Origin of the sequence: Microbacterium thalassium (assembly GCF_014208045.1) — a bacterium.
Lineage (GTDB): Bacteria > Actinomycetota > Actinomycetes > Actinomycetales > Microbacteriaceae > Microbacterium > Microbacterium thalassium.
Genome location: NZ_JACHML010000001.1, coordinates 2170142 through 2187215 on the forward strand (window position 1 = coordinate 2170142; position 17074 = coordinate 2187215).

The following is a 17074-nucleotide window of genomic DNA, read 5'->3' on the forward strand; positions in this document are numbered from 1 at the left end:
GCTTCCCAGCGCGCCGGAATCTTCGGCCGGGCGGGCCGATCTAGGATTGACGGGCAATGATCAGACCCGACCTCTCCCTCCCCATCCCCGAGGACATCCGCGCCGCCCACTTCATCGGCATCGGCGGCTCGGGCATGTCGGGACTCGCCCGCATGTTCCTCGACCGCGGCATCCGCGTCTCGGGCTCCGATCGCGCCGACAGCACGGCGCTGCGCGACCTCGCCGCCCGCGGCGCGACCGTGCACGTCGGACACGACGCCGCGAACCTCCCCGAAGACGCCGACACCGTCGTGCACACCGGCGCCATCTGGCCCGAGAACCCCGAGTTCGTGCTGGCGAAGCAGCGCGGGCTGCACGTCATCCACCGCTCGCAGGCGCTGCACTGGCTCATCGGCGGACGCCGGCTGGTGTCGGTCGCCGGCGCGCACGGCAAGACCACGTCGACGGGCATGATCGTGACCGCGCTCCGCGCCCTGGGCGACGACCCGACGTTCGTCAACGGCGGCGTGATCGCCGACCTGGGCGCCTCCAGCGGCACCGGCTCGGACGAGCTGTTCGTCATCGAGGCGGACGAGTCGGACGGCACGTTCCTGCTGTACGACACGTCGATCGCGCTCATCACGAACGTCGACCCCGACCACCTCGATCACTGGGGCACCCGCGACGCCTTCTACGATGCGTTCGCGACCTTCGGCAACGAGGCGCGCGAGGCCGTCGTCATCTCGTCCGACGACGCGGGCGCGCGGCGCGTGGCGGCGCGGCTGACGCACGGGCTCGTGGTGAGCTTCGGCGAGGCGGCGGATGCCGACGTGCGCGTGACCGACATCGTCACGGACGGCCCGGTGTCGTTCACCGTGTCGCACGCGGGCGAGTCGGTCGATGCGCGACTGTCGGTCCCCGGGCATCACAACGCCGTCAACGCGGCCGGCGCCGTGGCCGTGCTGCTCACGCTCGGGCACGGCCTCGAGGACTCCGTGCGCGCCGTCGAGGGGTTCACGGGCACGGTGCGCCGGTTCGAGCTGCACGGCGTCGAGCGCGGTGTGAGCGTCTACGACGACTACGCGCACCACCCGACCGAGGTCGCGGCCGCGCTGGCCGCTGCCCGCACCGTCATCGGCGACGGTCGCATCATCGCCATCCAGCAGCCCCACACGTACTCGCGCACCCAGGAGATGTACCGCGAGTTCGCCGAGGTGCTCGAGCACAACGCCGACCACACCGTCATGCTCGACGTCTACGGGGCCCGCGAGGACCCGGTTCCGGGCGTGACGGGCGAGCTGGTCAGCGGTGCGTTCGCGGATCCGGCGAACGTCCACTTCGTGGCCGACTGGCAGCAGGCCGCGGACTACACGGCATCGGTCGCGCGCGCCGGCGACTACGTCATCACGCTCGGGTGCGGCAACGTGTACCTGATCATCCCGCAGGTCCTCGAGGCCCTGGCCGGCACGGACCAGGGCGCGGGGGAGTAGGACCGCATGCGCCGGCCCTCGCCGCTGCCACCGCCCGGCGGCGAGCCCGCCGCGCCCGCGCGGGGCGGCTCGGAGAGGTCGGCGGGCTCGCCCGACCGGTCCGGCGAGGCGGACGCCGCTCGCGACGAGGACGACCTCGCGCCCGTCATCCCGATGGCTGCGCCGACGCCCCTGCCAGGCGCCGACGGGGACCGCGTCGACGAGGGCGGCTCGGCGGAGCGCTCTCGGGAGGATGTGCGCTGGCGCGACGTCTGGCGCGCGGCGCGAGCACGGCGCAAGGCGCTGCGCGGCGAGGTCAAGCGCTTCACCGTGCGGCAGCGCCGGCGGCGCATGCTGTGGCTCGGCGCGGCGGCATCCGTCGTGCTCGTCGCCGCCGGCACGACCGGCGCCGCCTACAGCCCGCTGTTCGCCGTCGAGACGATCACCGTGGTCGGCGCCGACGAGCTGGACGCGGACGTGGTCGCGGACGCCCTGTCGAGCCAGCTGGGCACGCCGCTGCCACTGGTCGACGAGAGCGCCGTGAAGGCGGCGCTGATCACGTTCCCGCTGGTGGAGTCGTACGCTCTCGAGGCCCGGCCGCCGCACGATCTGGTGGTGCGCATCGTCGAGCGCACGCCGATCGGCCTCATCCGCTCGGCCGCCGGGTACACGCTGGTCGACGCCGCCGGTGTCGCGCTGTCGACGACCGAGCGGGCGGTGTCGGGGGTGCCGGTGATCACCGTGACCGGCGGCACCGGGTCGACGGCGTTCGAGGCGATCGGCCAGGTGATGCGGTCGCTGCCCGACGACATCCTCGACCGCGTGACGGCCGTGTCGGCGTCGACGCCGGACGACGTCACGCTGACCCTCGGCGGCACGAACACCGACGTCGTGTGGGGCAGCGCCGAGGACTCGGCGATGAAGGCGCTCGTGCTCGCCACGGCGATGGAGGCGCGCCCGCCGAAGTCGGTGAGCGTCTACGACGTGTCGTCGCCGGACGCCATCGTCATCCAGTGACCTCCGCACCGGTTTGTCGCGACACGCCCACGACGCTCCGGGGAGCGGGGGCGCATCCACGTACCTTCGACTCAGGAATTGCATACCGGGCAATTCTTTATACCTCTACTAGAGGTTGAAGGTTTCGGGTTCAGGAGACGGAGGCCGGCATGAGCCAGAACCAGAACTACCTCGCCGTGATCAAGGTGGTCGGCGTCGGTGGCGGCGGAGTCAACGCCGTCAACCGCATGATCGAGCTCGGCCTTCGCGGCGTCGAGTTCATCGCCATCAACACCGACGCGCAGGCTCTGCTCATGAGCGACGCCGACGTCAAGCTCGACGTCGGCCGCGAGCTCACGCGCGGACTCGGCGCGGGCGCCGACCCCGAGGTCGGCAGGCGCGCAGCCGAGGACCACGCCGAGGAGATCGAAGAGGCCCTGCGCGGCGCCGACATGGTCTTCGTCACCGCCGGCGAGGGAGGTGGCACCGGCACGGGCGGCGCACCCGTCGTGGCCAAGATCGCCAAGTCGATCGGCGCACTGACCATAGGAGTCGTCACCAAGCCGTTCTCGTTCGAGGGACGCCGCCGGCAGAGCCAGGCCGAGGCGGGCGTCGCGACGCTGAAGGAAGAGGTCGACACCCTCATCGTCGTGCCCAACGACCGGCTGCTCGAGATCAGCGATCGCGGCATCTCGATGATCGAGGCGTTCGCCACCGCCGACCAGGTGCTCCTGGCCGGTGTGCAGGGCATCACCGACCTGATCACCACGCCCGGACTGATCAACCTCGACTTCGCCGACGTGAAGTCGGTGATGCAGGGAGCGGGGTCGGCCCTCATGGGCATCGGCTCGGCCCGCGGCGCCGATCGGGCCATCAAGGCGGCCGAACTCGCGGTGGAGTCCCCGCTGCTGGAAGCCTCGATCGAGGGTGCGCACGGTGTGCTGCTGTCGATCCAGGGCGGGTCGAACCTCGGCATCTTCGAGATCAACGACGCCGCGCAGCTGGTCAAGGAGGCCGCGCACCCCGAGGCGAACATCATCTTCGGAACGGTCATCGACGACACGCTGGGCGACGAGGTCCGTGTGACGGTCATCGCCGCGGGCTTCGACGGCGGTGAGCCGCAGGCGCGCATCGAGCCCATGGCCGCCGCCCGCGTCGTCACGCCGCCGGCCGTGCCGGCCGCGCCCGCCGAGGAGGCCGCCGCCGCGAAGGAGATCACCGCCGACGCCGAGCCGGTCGCCGTCAGCGTCGCCGCCGCAGCCGAGTCCGCCTACGACTCGTCCTTCAGCGACGACGACCTCGACATCCCCGACTTCCTCAAGTAATCACGGAAGAGCACCGCCCGCGTGGACGCCGATCTCGCCGCCCGTCTCCTCGAGGTCGACGCGTCCATCGCGGATGCGGCGCGCGCCGCGGGGCGTGACCCCGCGGCGCTCACGCGCATCGTGATCACGAAGTTCCACCCGACGAGCCTCGTCCGCGAGCTCTACGGGCTGGGCGTGCGCGACGTCGGAGAGAACCGGCAGCAGGAGTTCACCGAGAAGGCGGCGCAGCTGACCGACCTGGACGGGCTCCGCTGGCACTTCGTCGGGCAGCTGCAGACGAAGAAGGCGCGTGCGGTGAGGCAGGCCGCATCCGCCGTCCACTCGCTCGATCGCGAACGCCTCGCCGACGCGCTCGACCGCGCCGGCACGGAGGGGGAGCCCCCGCTCGACGTCCTCATCCAGGTCAACCTGACCGACGATCCCGGTCGCGGGGGCGTGGAGCCGTCGGGGATCGAGGGGCTCGCCGAGCACGTCGCCGGGTGTTCCACGCTGCGCCTGCGGGGGATCATGTCGGTCGCGCCGCTGGGCGAGCCGGCCGCCCCCGCGTTCGAGCGCCTCGCCGGCTACGCCGAGCGGCTGCGCACGGTCGTCCCGGACGCGGACTGGATGTCCGCCGGGATGTCCGCCGACTTCGCCGCGGCGATCGCCGCCGGCGCGACACACCTGCGGATCGGGTCGGCAATCACCGGCCCTCGGCCCGAGCGCCGTTAGCCTCGGAACAGATGAGCACGACGGAGGATGCCATGTCCAACCCCTTGAAGAAGACGATGGTCTACCTGGGTCTCGCCGACGAAGAGGAGATCTACGACGAGCCGGCGCCGCAGTCGGCCGCGCGGAAGGAGAAGTCCGTGGACAAGCCCGCGCCCGTGACGCCGCTGCACCGCCCCGCCGTCGTGCGTCAGCCCGCCCCGACCGCGATCAGCGAGATCCTCACGGTGCACCCCAAGCAGTACCGCGACGCGCAGGTCATCGCGGAGAACTTCCGTGACGGCATCCCCGTCATCATCAACCTGTCGCAGATGAGCGATGCCGACGCGCGTCGCCTGATCGACTTCGCGAGCGGACTCTCGCTCGGACTGTACGGCCGCATCGAGCGCGTCACGAGCAAGGTCTTCCTGCTCTCGCCCGAGAATGTCGCGGTCTCCGGAGACGGCGCTGTGGCGCAGGCGGACCCGGAAGCGGTTCCCTTCCCTCAGACTTGATACGTGGACGTCCTCCGGCTTATCGCGGCGATCCTGAATTTCGCCCTCCTCATCTATGTGTTCGTGCTGTTCGCTCGGCTGGTGCTCGAATGGGTGCCGTTCTTCAATCGCGAATGGCGCCCGCGCGGCGCGGGTCTGGTCGCCGCAGAGATCGTGTACACGGTGACCGATCCTCCGATCAAGCTGTTCCGGCGCTTCATCCCGCCGCTGCGGGTCGGCCCGATCGCGATCGACTTCGGCTTCGCGCTGACGATGCTGGCGGTGTTCATCCTGCTCAGCATCACGCGCGCTCTCGCGTCATGACGCTGTGCGCGAACAGCCGTGCGGTGCCCGTGTGCCGACCCTTCGACAGTCCCGGCGCGCCGCGACTATGATTTCTAGGAACGACCCGGCGCATCGAGCGCCCGGGACCCGACATCGGCCAGCGACCTGAGCGCTCGAAAGAGGTATGACCATGGCATTGACCCCCGATGACGTCGTAACGAAGCAGTTCCAGCACGTCCGCTTCAAGGAGGGATTCGATCCCGACGAGGTCGACGACTTCCTGGATGAGATCGTCGTCGAGTGGCGCAAGACCATCGCCGAGAACGACGAGCTCAAGGCGAAGCTGGCCGAGTACGAGGCCGGCGGCGCGCCCGCGGCCGCTCCGGCTCCGGCGCCCGCCCCCGCGGCCGCCGCGCCCTCCATGGGCGCCATGACCGGTGACGCGCCCGTCGCGAGCGCCGGCATCATCGAGCTCGCCCAGCGCCTCCACGACGAGCACGTGGCCGAGGGCCGTGCCAAGCACGACCAGCTCATCGCCGAGGCGCAGACGCAGGCGTCGGCGATCATCTCCGAGGCCGAGACGCGTCACCGCGAAGAGGTGAGCAAGCTCGAGCGCGAGCGCGCCGGCCTGGAGTCCCGCATCACGGAGCTGCGCAACTTCGAGCGCGACTACCGCTCGCAGCTGCGCAGCTACATCGAGGGCAAGCTCCGCGACCTCGAGACCACGGGCACGTCGTCGGGTGCCACGCCGGTCTCGGCCATCGGCCTCTAGGACAGGATTCTTGGCAGGCCGAGTCCCCTTGAGTCGGGCGGCGGCCAGCATCATCATCGCGGTCCTCGCGGTGACGGTGCTGGCCGCCGACCAGTTCACGAAGTACCTCGCGATCGAGAACCTCCCGCCCGAAGAGGCGGTGCATGTCCTCGGCGATTTCCTCGTCTTCTACCTCGTCCGCAACCCCGGCGCGGCTTTCTCGCTCGGTGAGGGCGTGACCTGGCTGTTCACGCTCGCGCTGGCCGCGGTCGCCGTGATCATCGTCGTCCTCGCCGTCACGCGCATCCGGTCGCGGCTGTGGGCCGTGGCGCTCGGCCTGCTGCTGGGCGGCGCGCTGGGCAACCTGACCGATCGCGTGTTCCGCGACCCCGGCTTCCCCATCGGGCATGTCGTGGACTTCATCCACACGCCGTGGATGATGCCGGCGATCTACAACGTCGCCGACATCTTCATCGTGTCGATGATGATCGGCGTCGCCCTGCTGGTGCTGATCGGCATCGGATTCGACGGGTCGCGTGAGACGCGCGTCGCCGACGAGACCGCCGACGCGGAGGCCGCCGAGCCCGAGGCCTCGGAGGCGGATGCCGCCGAGCCCGCCCTCGAGTCGGAGTCCGCCGCATCCGGCGACGCCGACGCCCACGTGGCGGATGCCGCCGGCGACGGCGCCGGGGACGACCCCGCGGAGCGGGACTGACGCCCATGGAGTCACGCAGCCTCCCCGTCCCGGACGGGCTCGACGGCGCGCGCGTGGATGCCGCGCTGGCCAAGATGCTCGGCTTCTCGCGAACGTTCGCGGCCGAAGTCGCCGACGCCGGCGGCATCCGCATGGACGGTCGCGGGCTCGCCAAGTCCGACCGCCTGCGCAGCGGTGCGTGGCTCGAGGTGGAGTGGCAGCCCAAGGAGGAGCCGACGATCGTCCCGGTCGCGGTGCCCGATCTCGGGATCGTCCATGACGACGACGACATCGTCGTCATCGACAAGCCCGCCGGGGTCGCCGCGCACCCGTCGCTCGGCTGGGAGGGCCCGACCGTGCTGGGCGCCCTCGCCGCGGCCGGCTACCGCATCGCCACCACCGGCGCCGCCGAGCGGCAGGGCATCGTGCACCGTCTCGACGTCGGCACGAGCGGACTGATGGTCGTGGCCAAGTCCGAGCGAGCGTACACGGCGCTCAAGCACGCCTTCAAGGAGCGCGAGGTCGACAAGGTCTACCACGCGGTCGTCCAGGGTCATCCCGATCCGCTGGCGGGCACGATCGACGCGCCGATCGGCCGGCATCCGTCCCACCCGTGGAAGTTCGCCGTCACGCCCGCGGGCAAGGACTCGGTGACCCACTACGAGACGCTCGAGGCGTTCCCGGGAGCGTCGCTGCTCGAGATCCACCTCGAGACCGGCCGCACCCACCAGATCCGCGTGCACATGGCCGCCCACCGCCACCCGTGCGTGGGAGACCCGCTGTACGGCGCCGACCCCACGATGTCGGCGAAGCTGGGGCTGACGCGGCAGTGGCTGCACGCGCACGAGCTCTCGTTCGCGCACCCCGCGAACCGCGAGTGGGTCACGTTCACGTCGGAGTACCCCGCCGACCTCGCCCACGCCCTCGCCGTGCTGCGCGGCGAGGCCTGAGGCGACCAGACGTGAACCGCATCGGCGCCGACGCGCAATACCTGATGTGAGCACCGACAGCGCGATCATCCGGCGGTCCGTCGACGACCCGCGCGCCTTCGCGGAGATCTTCGACCGGCACGCCCGCGTCGTCGGCGCCTTCGCCGCGCGGCGGGTGGGTTCGGATGCCGCCGAGGACGTGCTGAGCGAGACGTTCCTCGTCGCCTTCCGCCGCCGCGGGGACTTCGACCACCGGTGGGAGTCGGCGCGGCCCTGGCTGCTGGGCATCGCGACGCGGCTGGTGCGCAGCCATCGCGCCCACGAGGCAGGTCACTGGCGTGCGCTCGGAGCCGCCGCCGGCGAGCCGGGTAGCGATGAGGGCGGCCTCGAGGCCGCGTCGGAGCGTCTCGACGCGACGGCGCGCGTCCGCGAGCTCGTTCCCGGGATCGCCGCGGTCTCGGCGCGGGATCGCGACACGCTGCTGCTGTACGCGTGGGGCGATCTGACCTACGAAGAGGTCGCCGTCGCCCTGGGGGTTCCGGTGGGAACCGTCCGCTCGCGACTGAACCGGGTCCGCCGGCGCTTGGGCGCCACGGCGGTCGCGCGTGCGGGATCACCCGTGCGCCGAGGAGAGGAGGCCCTCGATGGATGAGTGGGGCGGCGTGCGCGAACTGGGTGCGGACGCGCGGGTCACCGACGGGCAGTTGCGCGTCGCACGCGCGGCGCTGGAGCGCGAGATCGACGGAGCCGTGCCGGGCGCGGTGACGTCCGGGGGCGCGCACAGGGCACAGCGCGGCGCAGGGACTCCGCCGCGCGCCCCTCGTCGGCGACGCGCACCGCTGATCGCGGGGGCCGTCGCGGTGGCGGCCGTGGCGGGCCTGGTCGTCGGGGCGGTCGAGCTCGCGCAGCTCTCGCGCGGCCCCGAGGTCGTCGGCGCGACGCCGTCGCCCGCACTGGACACGGAGCAGCCGCTGCTGGAGCAGGTGGGCGAGGGACAGTACCTGCTCATCGAGTACGTGACGACGGAGGCCTACACCGGCATCATCGACCCGTACTTCTCGCCGGGGCCCGAGCTCGCCGAGAGCTACCTGTGGGTGCGCGAGGTCGCCGCCTCCTACGTTCCGGAGGCATCGGGCCCGTGGACGGTGGCGGACCCGCAGGACGACCCCGAGATCGTCGGCGAGGTGGGCCCGCACGCGCCGGACCTGCGTGAGCGATGGGGCGGGCGCACGCCGCGCACGGTCGTCACGACGGAGCCGCCCGCCGTGGACGCGGCGTGGATCGATGCCCTCGGGGATGACCCGGACGCCATCGCGGAGGCGTTCGCGGATCGGCTGCTGCCGAACGAGTGGGCCCTGCCGTACCTGGAGGAGAGCGCCTTCGAGGTGCAGCTCGCCCTCGGCATCCTGCAGGACCCGGCGTGGTTCATCGCCGCACCGGCACAGCGGGCGACGCTGCTCGAGGCCGTGCAGTCGCTCGACGGGGTGTCGGCGGTTCCCTCGGACGCGGACCCCGCGGTGATCCGCGTCGTGGGCGACTCCGACCCGCTCTCGTTCGAGGTCGACGTCGACAGCGCGTCGCTGCTGCCGGTGGCGGGCGCGGTCAACGACCACGAGATCCTGCTCGGCGGCGACGAGGACGCGCCCGAGACCACGTGGCGCGTGTCGGTCGACGTCGTCGACGATGTCCCCGACGTGACCGGCTGACCGCTCACGCCGGCGCCGCGCCGCCCTCGAAGCGGGCGGCATCGCCGGGCACCAGTGCTGCGCCGATGCGCGCGCGCATCTCGTCGCCCACCTCGCCCAGGTCGGCGAGCGGGTACCAGCCGACCTCCGTCATCTCGCCGTCGGCGGGATACGGGTCGCCGTCGATCCACGTGCAGCGGAAGGTCAGGTCGAGATAGTCGCTCTGGTCGCCGTTGGCGTAGGTGACGCGCGGGATCTGGTGCACCCAGCACAGGCGGTCGGCGCGGATGCGGACGCCGGCCTCTTCGAGCGCCTCGCGCACCGCGGCATCCGCCGGCTCTTCGCCGGGGTCGACGATGCCGGTGATCGGCGTGAGCGCGCCGTTGTCGGAGCGCCGGCCGAGGAGGACCTCGTCGCCGCGGACGACGACGGCGGTCACACCGGCCAGCGGCAGCGGCATCGTTCCGATGTGGCGGCGCAGTTCGAGGACGAAGTCGGGGGTCGGCACGGGTCCACTCTAGGGTCGCGGTTCCCGCCGTCGGAGATTCTCGCGATCGTCGGAGGCATCACCGCCGGATCGTCCTGCGGAGCGCGGATTCTCCGACGACGGCGCCCGCGAGGCGAGGGGAAGGGAGGCGAGGGGAGGGCGGATGTCGGATGGCGGGGGCACAGTGGTGGCATGAGCATCGAGGTGCGGGCGGCGACCGTGTTCGACGACGTCGCCGCGGTGGTGGGCCCGCGCAGCCCGACCGCGACGGTGTGCTTCTGCCTGAGCTACCGCATCGGGTCGCGCGAGAGCCGCGCGCTGCGAGGTCCCGCGCGCGCCGAGCGCGTGCGAGAGCTGTGCGCCCAGGACCCGCCGCCGGGCGTGCTCGCCTACGACGACGGCGTGCCCGTCGGCTGGGCCGCGCTGCATCCGCGGGCAGGCACCGCGTTCGCGCGCAGCCGGACGATCCCGCACGTCGACGACGAGGACGCCTGGTCGCTGTGGTGCCTCCGCGTGCGGCCCGGCCATCGGGGGCGGGGAATCATGCACGCACTCGTCGACGGCGCGGTCGCCTATGCGCGCGAGCGCGGCGCCCCGGTCGTCGAGGCGTACCCGGTCGACAACGACGGCGCGCGGGTCGAGTCGACGATGGCGTACGTCGGCACCAGAGCCCTGTTCGAGCGGGCGGGGTTCGTGAAGGTCTCCGACACGACCTCGGTGCTCGACGGCTTCCCGCGCATCCTGATGCGGCTCGACCTGCGGTAGCGATGACGCTCCATCGCCGCCGGCGCCGCAATACGGTGGTGCCGTGAACGAGATCCTGCGCCGCCGCTTCGCCCGCGCGAACACCCTGTACCTCGACCTCGTCGACGCGCTCACCGCCGAGCAGCTCGGCTCGCGCCTCCCGGGACTGCCGTCGGACACCGCCGGGCACCAGCTGTGGTGCGCGCTGGGCGCGCGGGAGAGCTATGTGCGGGCGGCCCGCGCGGGGGAGTGGCGCGGGTTCACCAGTCCGGTCACCGCGTCCGAGACGACGGACGCCGCCGCCCTGCGGGCCGCGTTCGAGACCACCGCCGCGGGCGTCGACGCGTGGCTCGCCGAGCTCGCGCCCGACGACGAGGAGTCGGCGACCTACGCGCTCGCGCTGCTCGAGCACGAGACGCAGCACCACGGCCAGCTGATCCGCTACCTGTACGGCCTCGGCATCGACCGGCCGGCGTCGTGGCAGCGGCAGTACGCGCTCGACGAGGACTTCTGAGCGCCGCCGGGACGCGATCCTTCACCTTCAGCTCGAGGGTGAGACGACCTCGCGGTCGGGTCCGCGCGAACCGCGCCGACTGCGGGCGTCGTGGGGGAGGTGCTTCGTAGACTCGATCCGTGGCATCCGACTCCTTCGTTCATCTGCACGTGCACAGCGAGTACTCGATGCTCGACGGCGCCGCCAAGATCGGCGCGATGACCCAGGCGGCGGCCGACTACGGCATGCCGGCGATCGCGGTGACCGACCACGGCAACACGTTCGCGGCGTTCGAGTTCTACAACGCCGCCAAGGCCTCCGGCGTCAAGCCCATCGTCGGACTCGAGGCGTACGTCACACCCGGCACGCACCGCAGCGACAAGTCGCGCGTCGCGTGGGGCACGCCCGAGCAGAAGAGCGACGATGTGTCGGGCGCCGGCGCCTACACCCACATGACGATGTGGAGCCAGAGCACCGAGGGCATGCACAACCTCTTCCGGCTCAGCTCGCTGTCGAGCATCGAGGGCTACTACTTCAAGCCCCGCATGGACCGAGAGCTGCTCGAGACCTACGGCAAGGGACTGATCGCGACGACCGGCTGCCCGTCCGGCGAGGTGCAGACGCGCCTTCGCCTCGGTCAGTACGACGCCGCGCGTGCGGCGGCCGCGGAGTTCCAGGACATCTTCGGCAAGGAGAACTACTTCGCCGAGATCATGGACCACGGCCTGTCGATCGAGCGACGGGTCATGACCGACCTGCTGCGCCTGGCGAAGGACCTCGACATCCCGCTGGTGGCGACCAACGACTCCCACTACACGCACCAGCACGAGGCGGACGCCCACGCCGCGCTCCTGTGCGTGCAGTCCGGGTCGACGCTCGACGACCCCAACCGCTTCAAGTTCGACGGCGACGGCTACTACATCAAGACCGCGCAGGAGATGCGGCAGATCTTCCGCGACCACCCCGAGGCGTGCGACAACACGCTGCTGATCGCCGAGCGGTGCGAGGTCGAGTTCAACACCGCCGCGAACTACATGCCGCGGTTCCCGGTGCCCGACGGCGAGACCGAGGACAGCTGGCTCATCAAGGAGGTCGAGCAGGGCCTGCACTACCGGTACCCGGCCGGCATCCCCGACCGGGTCCGCAAGCAGGCCGAGTACGAGACCGGGATCATCCTCCAGATGGGCTTCCCCGGATACTTCCTCGTCGTCGCCGACTTCATCAACTGGGCGAAGGACAACGGCATCCGCGTCGGTCCCGGCCGCGGGTCGGGCGCCGGGTCGATGGTGGCGTACGCCATGCGGATCACGGACCTCGATCCGCTCGAGCACGGCCTCATCTTCGAGCGCTTCCTCAACCCGGACCGCGTCTCGATGCCCGACTTCGACGTCGACTTCGACGACCGCCGCCGCGGCGAGGTCATCGACTACGTGACCGACAAGTACGGCTCCGAGCGCGTCGCCCAGATCGTCACGTACGGCACGATCAAGTCGAAGCAGGCGCTGAAGGACGCCGGGCGCGTGCTCGGCTTCCCGTTCAGCATGGGGGAGCGCCTCACGAAGGCGATGCCGCCGGCTGTCATGGGCAAGGACATGCCGCTCAGCGGCATGTACGACAAGGAGCACCCGCGGTTCAAGGAGGCCAGCGAGTTCCGCGCCCTCATCGACACCGACCCCGAGGCCAAGACGGTCTTCGACCGCGCACTCGGGCTCGAGGGCCTCAAGCGCCAGTGGGGCGTGCACGCGGCGGGCGTCATCATGTCCAGCGAGCCGCTGCTGGACGTCATCCCGATCATGCGCCGCGAGCAGGACGGCCAGATCGTCACGCAGTTCGACTACCCGTCGTGCGAGACGCTGGGCCTCATCAAGATGGACTTCCTGGGGCTGCGCAACCTCACGATCATCTCGGACGCCCTCGACAACATCCGCATGAACCGGGGCGAGGAGCTCGATCTCGAGCACCTCGAGCTCGACGACCGCGCCGCCTACGACCTGCTGACCCGCGGCGACACGCTCGGCGTGTTCCAGCTCGACGGCGGCCCCATGCGCTCGCTCCTGCGCCTGATGAAGCCCGACAACTTCGAAGACGTCTCGGCCGTCATCGCGCTCTACCGCCCGGGGCCCATGGGCGCGAACTCGCACATCAACTACGCGCTGCGCAAGAACGGCCAGCAGGATGTCACGCCGATCCACCCGGAGCTCGAGGAGCCGCTCAAGGAGATCCTCGACATCAGCTACGGCCTGATCATCTATCAGGAGCAGGTGATGGCGATCGCGCAGAAGGTGGCCGGCTTCTCCCTCGGTCAAGCCGACATCCTGCGCCGCGCCATGGGCAAGAAGAAGAAGTCCGAGCTCGACAAGCAGTACGAGGGCTTCGCCGGCGGCATGAAGGAGCGCGGCTTCGGCGACGGCGCCGTCAAGGCGCTGTGGGACATCCTGCTGCCGTTCTCGGACTACGCGTTCAACAAGGCGCACTCGGCCGCGTACGGCCTCGTGTCGTACTGGACGGCCTACCTGAAGGCGCACTACCCGGCCGAGTACATGGCGGCGCTGCTGACGAGCGTGGGCGACTCGAAGGACAAGATGGCGGTCTATCTCAACGAGTGCCGCCGCATGGGCATCAAGGTCCTGCCGCCCGACGTGGGGGAGTCGATCCGGTACTTCGCGGCCGTCGGCGACGACATCCGCTTCGGTCTGGGCGCGGTGCGCAACGTCGGGTCGAACGTCGTGGACGGCATCGTCGCCTCCCGCAAGAAGGAGCCCTTCACGGCGTTCCACGACTTCCTCGCCAAGGTCCCGCTGCACGTGGCGAACAAGCGGACCGTCGAATCGCTCATCAAGGCCGGCGCCTTCGATTCGATGGGCAACACGCGGCGCGCACTGCTCGAGATCCACGAGGGCGCTGTCGAGGCCGCCGTCGACGTCAAGAGGAACGAGGCCTCGGGCGCGATCGGCTTCGACTTCGACAGCCTCTACGAAGCCGACGAGGTCCTGCCGCCCCAGGTTCCCGAGCGCCCCGAGTGGACCAAGAAGGACAAGCTCGCCTTCGAGCGCGAGATGCTGGGGCTCTACGTATCGGACCACCCGCTCGCCGGCCTCGAGATCCCGCTCGCGAAGCACGCGTCGACGAGCATCCACGACCTGCTCGCGTCCGAGGACGTCGAGGACGGCTCCCAGGTGACGATCGCCGGGCTGGTCACGAGCGTGCAGCATCGCGTCGCCAAGTCCAGCGGAAACCCGTACGGCATGATCACCGTCGAGGACTTCGACGGCGAGATCACCGTCATGTTCATGGGCAAGACGTACACCGAGTTCTCGTCGATGCTGCAGGCGGACTCCATCCTCGTGGTGCGCGGCCGTGTGTCGCGGCGCGACGACGGCATGAACCTGCACGCGCAGTCGGCGTTCTCACCCGACCTCGGCACGCTCGAGGCGTCGGGCCCGCTCTCGCTCACCGTTCCCGAGAGCCGCGCGACCGAGCGCGTGGTCACCGAGCTCGCCGAGGTTCTCACGCGGCACCGGGGCGAGACCGAAGTCACGCTGCGGCTCCACCGCGGCTCCACCGTCAAGCTGTTCGAGGTGCCGCTTCCGGTCACCGTGACGGCGGACCTGTACGGCGAACTGAAGGGGCTGCTGGGGCCGCAGTGCCTCGGCTGATCTCATCTTCATCTCATGACGCGTGGGTATCATCGTCCAGCGGGCCGCGAGCGTGCGGCCGGGAAGGAAAACTGTGAGCGACGACCAGCTTGACCAGACCCCCGAGACCGTCGAGGCGCCGGTCGCCGAGCCCGAGACGCAGGCTCCCGCCGGCGAGCCCGAAGAGGCGCGACAGTACGGTGTGGGTCCCTTCTCGATCCGCGAGGTCGTGCTCGGCGGCATCTGGCTGGTCGCCTTCGTGGTGTCGTTCTTCCCCGTCGTCGGCGTCGTCGGCGCCGGCCCGTCGGTGTGGGGCAACGGCATCGACTGGGTGCTCACGATCGGCGTGCCCACGGCCGCGGTGTTCCTCATCGGGCTGCGGCGCCTGTCGCCCGACGGCATCCGCCGCGTCGGCTCGCTCGGGATCGACCAGTTCGCGTCGGTCGCCTTCTCGGTCTCCACCATCGTGTGGCTGACGACCATCTGGAGCTCCTTCATCACGCTCGCCTCGAGCCGCGTGTTCCTGGCGACCTGGGTCGTCTGGGTGGAGCTCTTCCTCATGCTCGCCGGAACGCTGCTGACCGTGTTCGGGCCCTTCATCGCCCCGTTCGACCAGGACTTCGTCGGCCGTCCCGAGACGCCCGCGCACCGCAACGCGCGTCCGGTGCGTGCGATCTCGCCGCGCCCGGCTCCGGTCGCCGCCCCGGTCCCGGCCGAGCCGGCAGCAGAGGCCCCTGCGGCCGCCGACGAGGAGGCTGCGGCGCCGGTCTACGCCGTCCCGGCGACGGAAGCCGCCGCGACCGAGGTCGACGAAGTCGGCGCGGCAGACGAGGCCCCCGCGGCCGAGGCCGCCACCGAAGCCGACGAGACGGTCGAGGCCCAGCCCGTCCGTCACCAGGCCTTCTGGGCTCTCGTGCCCGAAGAGCGCGAGATCGTCGACGAGGTCGGCCTCACGCTCTTCCGCATCGGCCCGACCGCGTGGGCGCTGGTGATCGAGGATCGCGGCGAGTCGTTCGTCGTGCGCCACGAGGACGGCCGCATCGGGTACCTGCACGATGTCTCGGATGTCACTCGCGGCTGAGTCCGATCGCGCCGCGCTACGGTAGTCGGATGCTTCGCACCATCGATCTGCGCGGCCGTGCGCTGACACCGGCCGAGCTGCTGGCCACGGTGCCGCGCGCGACCGCGGCGCGCGCCGACGCACTCGCGAAGGCGGCCGAGATCGTCGCCGACGTCGCCGCACACGGCGAGCTCGCCCTGCGCGAGCAGGCCGACCGCTTCGACGGCGTGCGCGACCACGCCCTGCGCGTTCCCGCGGAGCACCTCGACGAGGCGCTCGCGGCGCTCGAGCCGGAGGTCCGGTCCGCGCTCGAAGAGGCGATCGTGCGCGTGCGCGCGGCCTCCGCCGCGCAGGTCCCGCCGCCGGCGGTGACCGACCTCGGGCCCGGAGCGCGCGTCATCCAGCGCTGGCAGCCCGTCCGCCGCGTCGGACTCTACGTTCCCGGCGGCAAGGCGGTGTACCCGTCCAGCGTCGTGATGAACGTCGTGCCCGCTCAGGTGGCGGGCGTCGACGAGGTCGCGCTGGCCTCGCCGCCGCAGCGCGAGCACGACGGTCGGGTGCACCCGGTGATCCTCGCCGCCGCGCGCCTGCTGGGCGTCGACGAGGTCTACGCGATGGGCGGCGCGGGCGCGATCGGAGCGTTCGCACACGGCGTCCCCGACCTCGGACTCGATCCGGTCGACGTCGTCACCGGCCCCGGGAACAACTTCGTCGCGGCGGCCAAGCGCGCCGTGGCGGGTCTGGTGGGAACGGATGCCGAAGCCGGCGCCACCGAGATCCTCATCGTCGCCGACGACAGCGCCGAGGCGAAGCTGGTCGCCGCCGACCTCATCAGCCAGGCCGAGCACGACGAGCAGGCGTCTTCGGTGCTCGTCACCACGTCGCCCTCGCTCGCCGAGGAGGTCGAGCGCGAGCTCGTGGCGCGGGTTCCGCTCACGCGCCACGCGGAGCGCGTGACGACGGCGCTGTCGGGCCCGCAGTCCGCGACGGTGCTCGTGGACGATCTCGCCGCGGCGACGGCGTTCAGCAACGCGTACGCGCCCGAGCACCTCGAACTGCACCTGACCGACCCGCGGCCCGAGGACTTCGTCCACGCCGGGGCGGTCTTCGTCGGCCCCGACTCGCCCGTGAGCCTCGGCGACTACCTCGCCGGCAGCAACCACGTGCTGCCCACGGGCGGCCAAGCGCGGTACGCGGCGGGCTTGTCGGCATCCACGTTCCTGCGCCCCCAGCAGGTCATCGAGTACGACCACGCCGCCCTGGCCGAGGTCCGTTCCGCCATCGTCACGCTGGCCCAGGCCGAGGCGCTCCCCGCGCACGGCGAGGCCGTCGAGGCGCGCTTCGACGTGTAGTCTGTCGGT

General features: G+C 71.2%; 17 protein-coding genes. 16 read left to right on the top strand and 1 reads right to left on the bottom strand.

The features are described from left to right. Nucleotides 1-56: 56 nt before the first annotated feature. The 11 genes from murC to HD594_RS10005 all read left to right on the top strand — a co-directional run bounded on the left by murC (nucleotide 57) and on the right by HD594_RS10005 (nucleotide 9315). Nucleotides 57-1469 carry a UDP-N-acetylmuramate--L-alanine ligase gene (murC, locus tag HD594_RS09955; protein ID WP_184750816.1) on the top strand — a complete coding sequence of 471 codons (1413 nt, stop codon included), beginning with the start codon at nucleotides 57-59 and terminating at the stop codon, nucleotides 1467-1469. 6 nt (nucleotides 1470-1475) lie between these two features. Next, a complete protein-coding gene (locus HD594_RS09960) occupies nucleotides 1476-2465 on the top strand; it encodes an FtsQ-type POTRA domain-containing protein (RefSeq protein ID WP_184750817.1) in 990 nt (329 codons plus the stop codon). A 149-nt stretch (nucleotides 2466-2614) separates the two neighbouring features. Next, the gene (gene ftsZ / locus HD594_RS09965; RefSeq protein WP_184750818.1) at nucleotides 2615-3769 is read left to right on the top strand and encodes a cell division protein FtsZ; all 1155 of its coding nucleotides are present in this window, start codon (nucleotides 2615-2617) and stop codon (nucleotides 3767-3769) included. 21 nt (nucleotides 3770-3790) lie between these two features. Beyond that, entirely contained in the window at nucleotides 3791-4480 is a 690-nt protein-coding gene (locus HD594_RS09970) for a YggS family pyridoxal phosphate-dependent enzyme (protein WP_184750819.1), read from the top strand. Nucleotides 4481-4512: 32 nt separating this feature from the next. After that, the gene (locus HD594_RS09975) at nucleotides 4513-4971 is read left to right on the top strand and encodes a cell division protein SepF (protein ID WP_184752757.1); all 459 of its coding nucleotides are present in this window, start codon (nucleotides 4513-4515) and stop codon (nucleotides 4969-4971) included. Nucleotides 4972-4974: 3 nt separating this feature from the next. Further along, nucleotides 4975-5274: a YggT family protein gene (locus HD594_RS09980; RefSeq protein WP_184750820.1), complete on the top strand. Its 300-nt coding sequence runs from the start codon at nucleotides 4975-4977 to the stop codon at nucleotides 5272-5274. A 151-nt stretch (nucleotides 5275-5425) separates the two neighbouring features. Further along, nucleotides 5426-6007: a DivIVA domain-containing protein gene (locus HD594_RS09985; RefSeq protein ID WP_184750821.1), complete on the top strand. Its 582-nt coding sequence runs from the start codon at nucleotides 5426-5428 to the stop codon at nucleotides 6005-6007. Between the two features lie 10 nt (nucleotides 6008-6017). Beyond that, nucleotides 6018-6701 carry a signal peptidase II gene (lspA, locus tag HD594_RS09990; protein ID WP_184750822.1) on the top strand — a complete coding sequence of 228 codons (684 nt, stop codon included), beginning with the start codon at nucleotides 6018-6020 and terminating at the stop codon, nucleotides 6699-6701. A gap of 5 nt (nucleotides 6702-6706) precedes the next feature. Beyond that, nucleotides 6707-7630: an RluA family pseudouridine synthase gene (locus HD594_RS09995; RefSeq protein WP_184750823.1), complete on the top strand. Its 924-nt coding sequence runs from the start codon at nucleotides 6707-6709 to the stop codon at nucleotides 7628-7630. A gap of 46 nt (nucleotides 7631-7676) precedes the next feature. After that, nucleotides 7677-8261 (top strand): RNA polymerase sigma factor, encoded by a 585-nt coding sequence (locus tag HD594_RS10000; protein WP_184750824.1) that lies wholly within the window; start codon nucleotides 7677-7679, stop codon nucleotides 8259-8261. Continuing rightward, nucleotides 8254-9315, top strand: a complete 1062-nt coding sequence (locus HD594_RS10005; protein ID WP_184750825.1) for a hypothetical protein — start codon at nucleotides 8254-8256, stop codon at nucleotides 9313-9315. The genes HD594_RS10000 and HD594_RS10005 overlap by 8 nt, the downstream gene beginning before the upstream one ends. A 4-nt stretch (nucleotides 9316-9319) precedes the next feature. Here the strand turns inward: HD594_RS10005 and HD594_RS10010 are convergent, their stop codons facing one another. Continuing rightward, nucleotides 9320-9802, bottom strand: coding sequence for an NUDIX hydrolase (locus HD594_RS10010; RefSeq protein ID WP_184750826.1), 483 nt, complete (start codon nucleotides 9800-9802; stop codon nucleotides 9320-9322). Nucleotides 9803-9973: 171 nt separating this feature from the next. On the opposite strand from HD594_RS10010, the gene HD594_RS10015 reads away from it, so the two are divergent. The 5 genes from HD594_RS10015 to hisD all read left to right on the top strand — a co-directional run bounded on the left by HD594_RS10015 (nucleotide 9974) and on the right by hisD (nucleotide 17065). Next, a complete protein-coding gene (locus HD594_RS10015) occupies nucleotides 9974-10546 on the top strand; it encodes a GNAT family N-acetyltransferase (protein WP_184750827.1) in 573 nt (190 codons plus the stop codon). Between the two features lie 43 nt (nucleotides 10547-10589). Then, nucleotides 10590-11039: a DinB family protein gene (locus HD594_RS10020; protein ID WP_184750828.1), complete on the top strand. Its 450-nt coding sequence runs from the start codon at nucleotides 10590-10592 to the stop codon at nucleotides 11037-11039. 119 nt (nucleotides 11040-11158) lie between these two features. Continuing rightward, nucleotides 11159-14674: a DNA polymerase III subunit alpha gene (gene dnaE / locus HD594_RS10025; RefSeq protein ID WP_184750829.1), complete on the top strand. Its 3516-nt coding sequence runs from the start codon at nucleotides 11159-11161 to the stop codon at nucleotides 14672-14674. A 73-nt stretch (nucleotides 14675-14747) separates the two neighbouring features. After that, on the top strand, nucleotides 14748-15734 hold the full coding sequence (locus HD594_RS10030; protein ID WP_184750830.1) for a hypothetical protein: 987 nt from the start codon (nucleotides 14748-14750) through the stop codon (nucleotides 15732-15734). A 29-nt stretch (nucleotides 15735-15763) separates the two neighbouring features. Continuing rightward, nucleotides 15764-17065, top strand: a complete 1302-nt coding sequence (hisD, locus tag HD594_RS10035) for a histidinol dehydrogenase (protein WP_184750831.1) — start codon at nucleotides 15764-15766, stop codon at nucleotides 17063-17065. Nucleotides 17066-17074: the final 9 nt, after the last annotated feature.

Excerpts from the sequence above, each read along its gene's own strand:
- ftsZ (WP_184750818.1), top strand. The coding sequence starts at position 2,615 with ATGAGCCAGAACCAGAACTACCTCGCCGTGATCAAGGTGGTCGGCGTC.
- HD594_RS09995 (WP_184750823.1), top strand. The coding sequence starts at position 6,707 with ATGGAGTCACGCAGCCTCCCCGTCCCGGACGGGCTCGACGGCGCGCGC.
- HD594_RS10015 (WP_184750827.1), top strand. The coding sequence starts at position 9,974 with ATGAGCATCGAGGTGCGGGCGGCGACCGTGTTCGACGACGTCGCCGCG.
- HD594_RS09960 (WP_184750817.1), top strand. The coding sequence starts at position 1,476 with ATGCGCCGGCCCTCGCCGCTGCCACCGCCCGGCGGCGAGCCCGCCGCG.
- hisD (WP_184750831.1), top strand. The coding sequence starts at position 15,764 with ATGCTTCGCACCATCGATCTGCGCGGCCGTGCGCTGACACCGGCCGAG.
- murC (WP_184750816.1), top strand. The coding sequence starts at position 57 with ATGATCAGACCCGACCTCTCCCTCCCCATCCCCGAGGACATCCGCGCC.
- HD594_RS09985 (WP_184750821.1), top strand. The coding sequence starts at position 5,426 with ATGGCATTGACCCCCGATGACGTCGTAACGAAGCAGTTCCAGCACGTC.
- HD594_RS10005 (WP_184750825.1), top strand. The coding sequence starts at position 8,254 with ATGGATGAGTGGGGCGGCGTGCGCGAACTGGGTGCGGACGCGCGGGTC.
- HD594_RS09975 (WP_184752757.1), top strand. The coding sequence starts at position 4,513 with ATGTCCAACCCCTTGAAGAAGACGATGGTCTACCTGGGTCTCGCCGAC.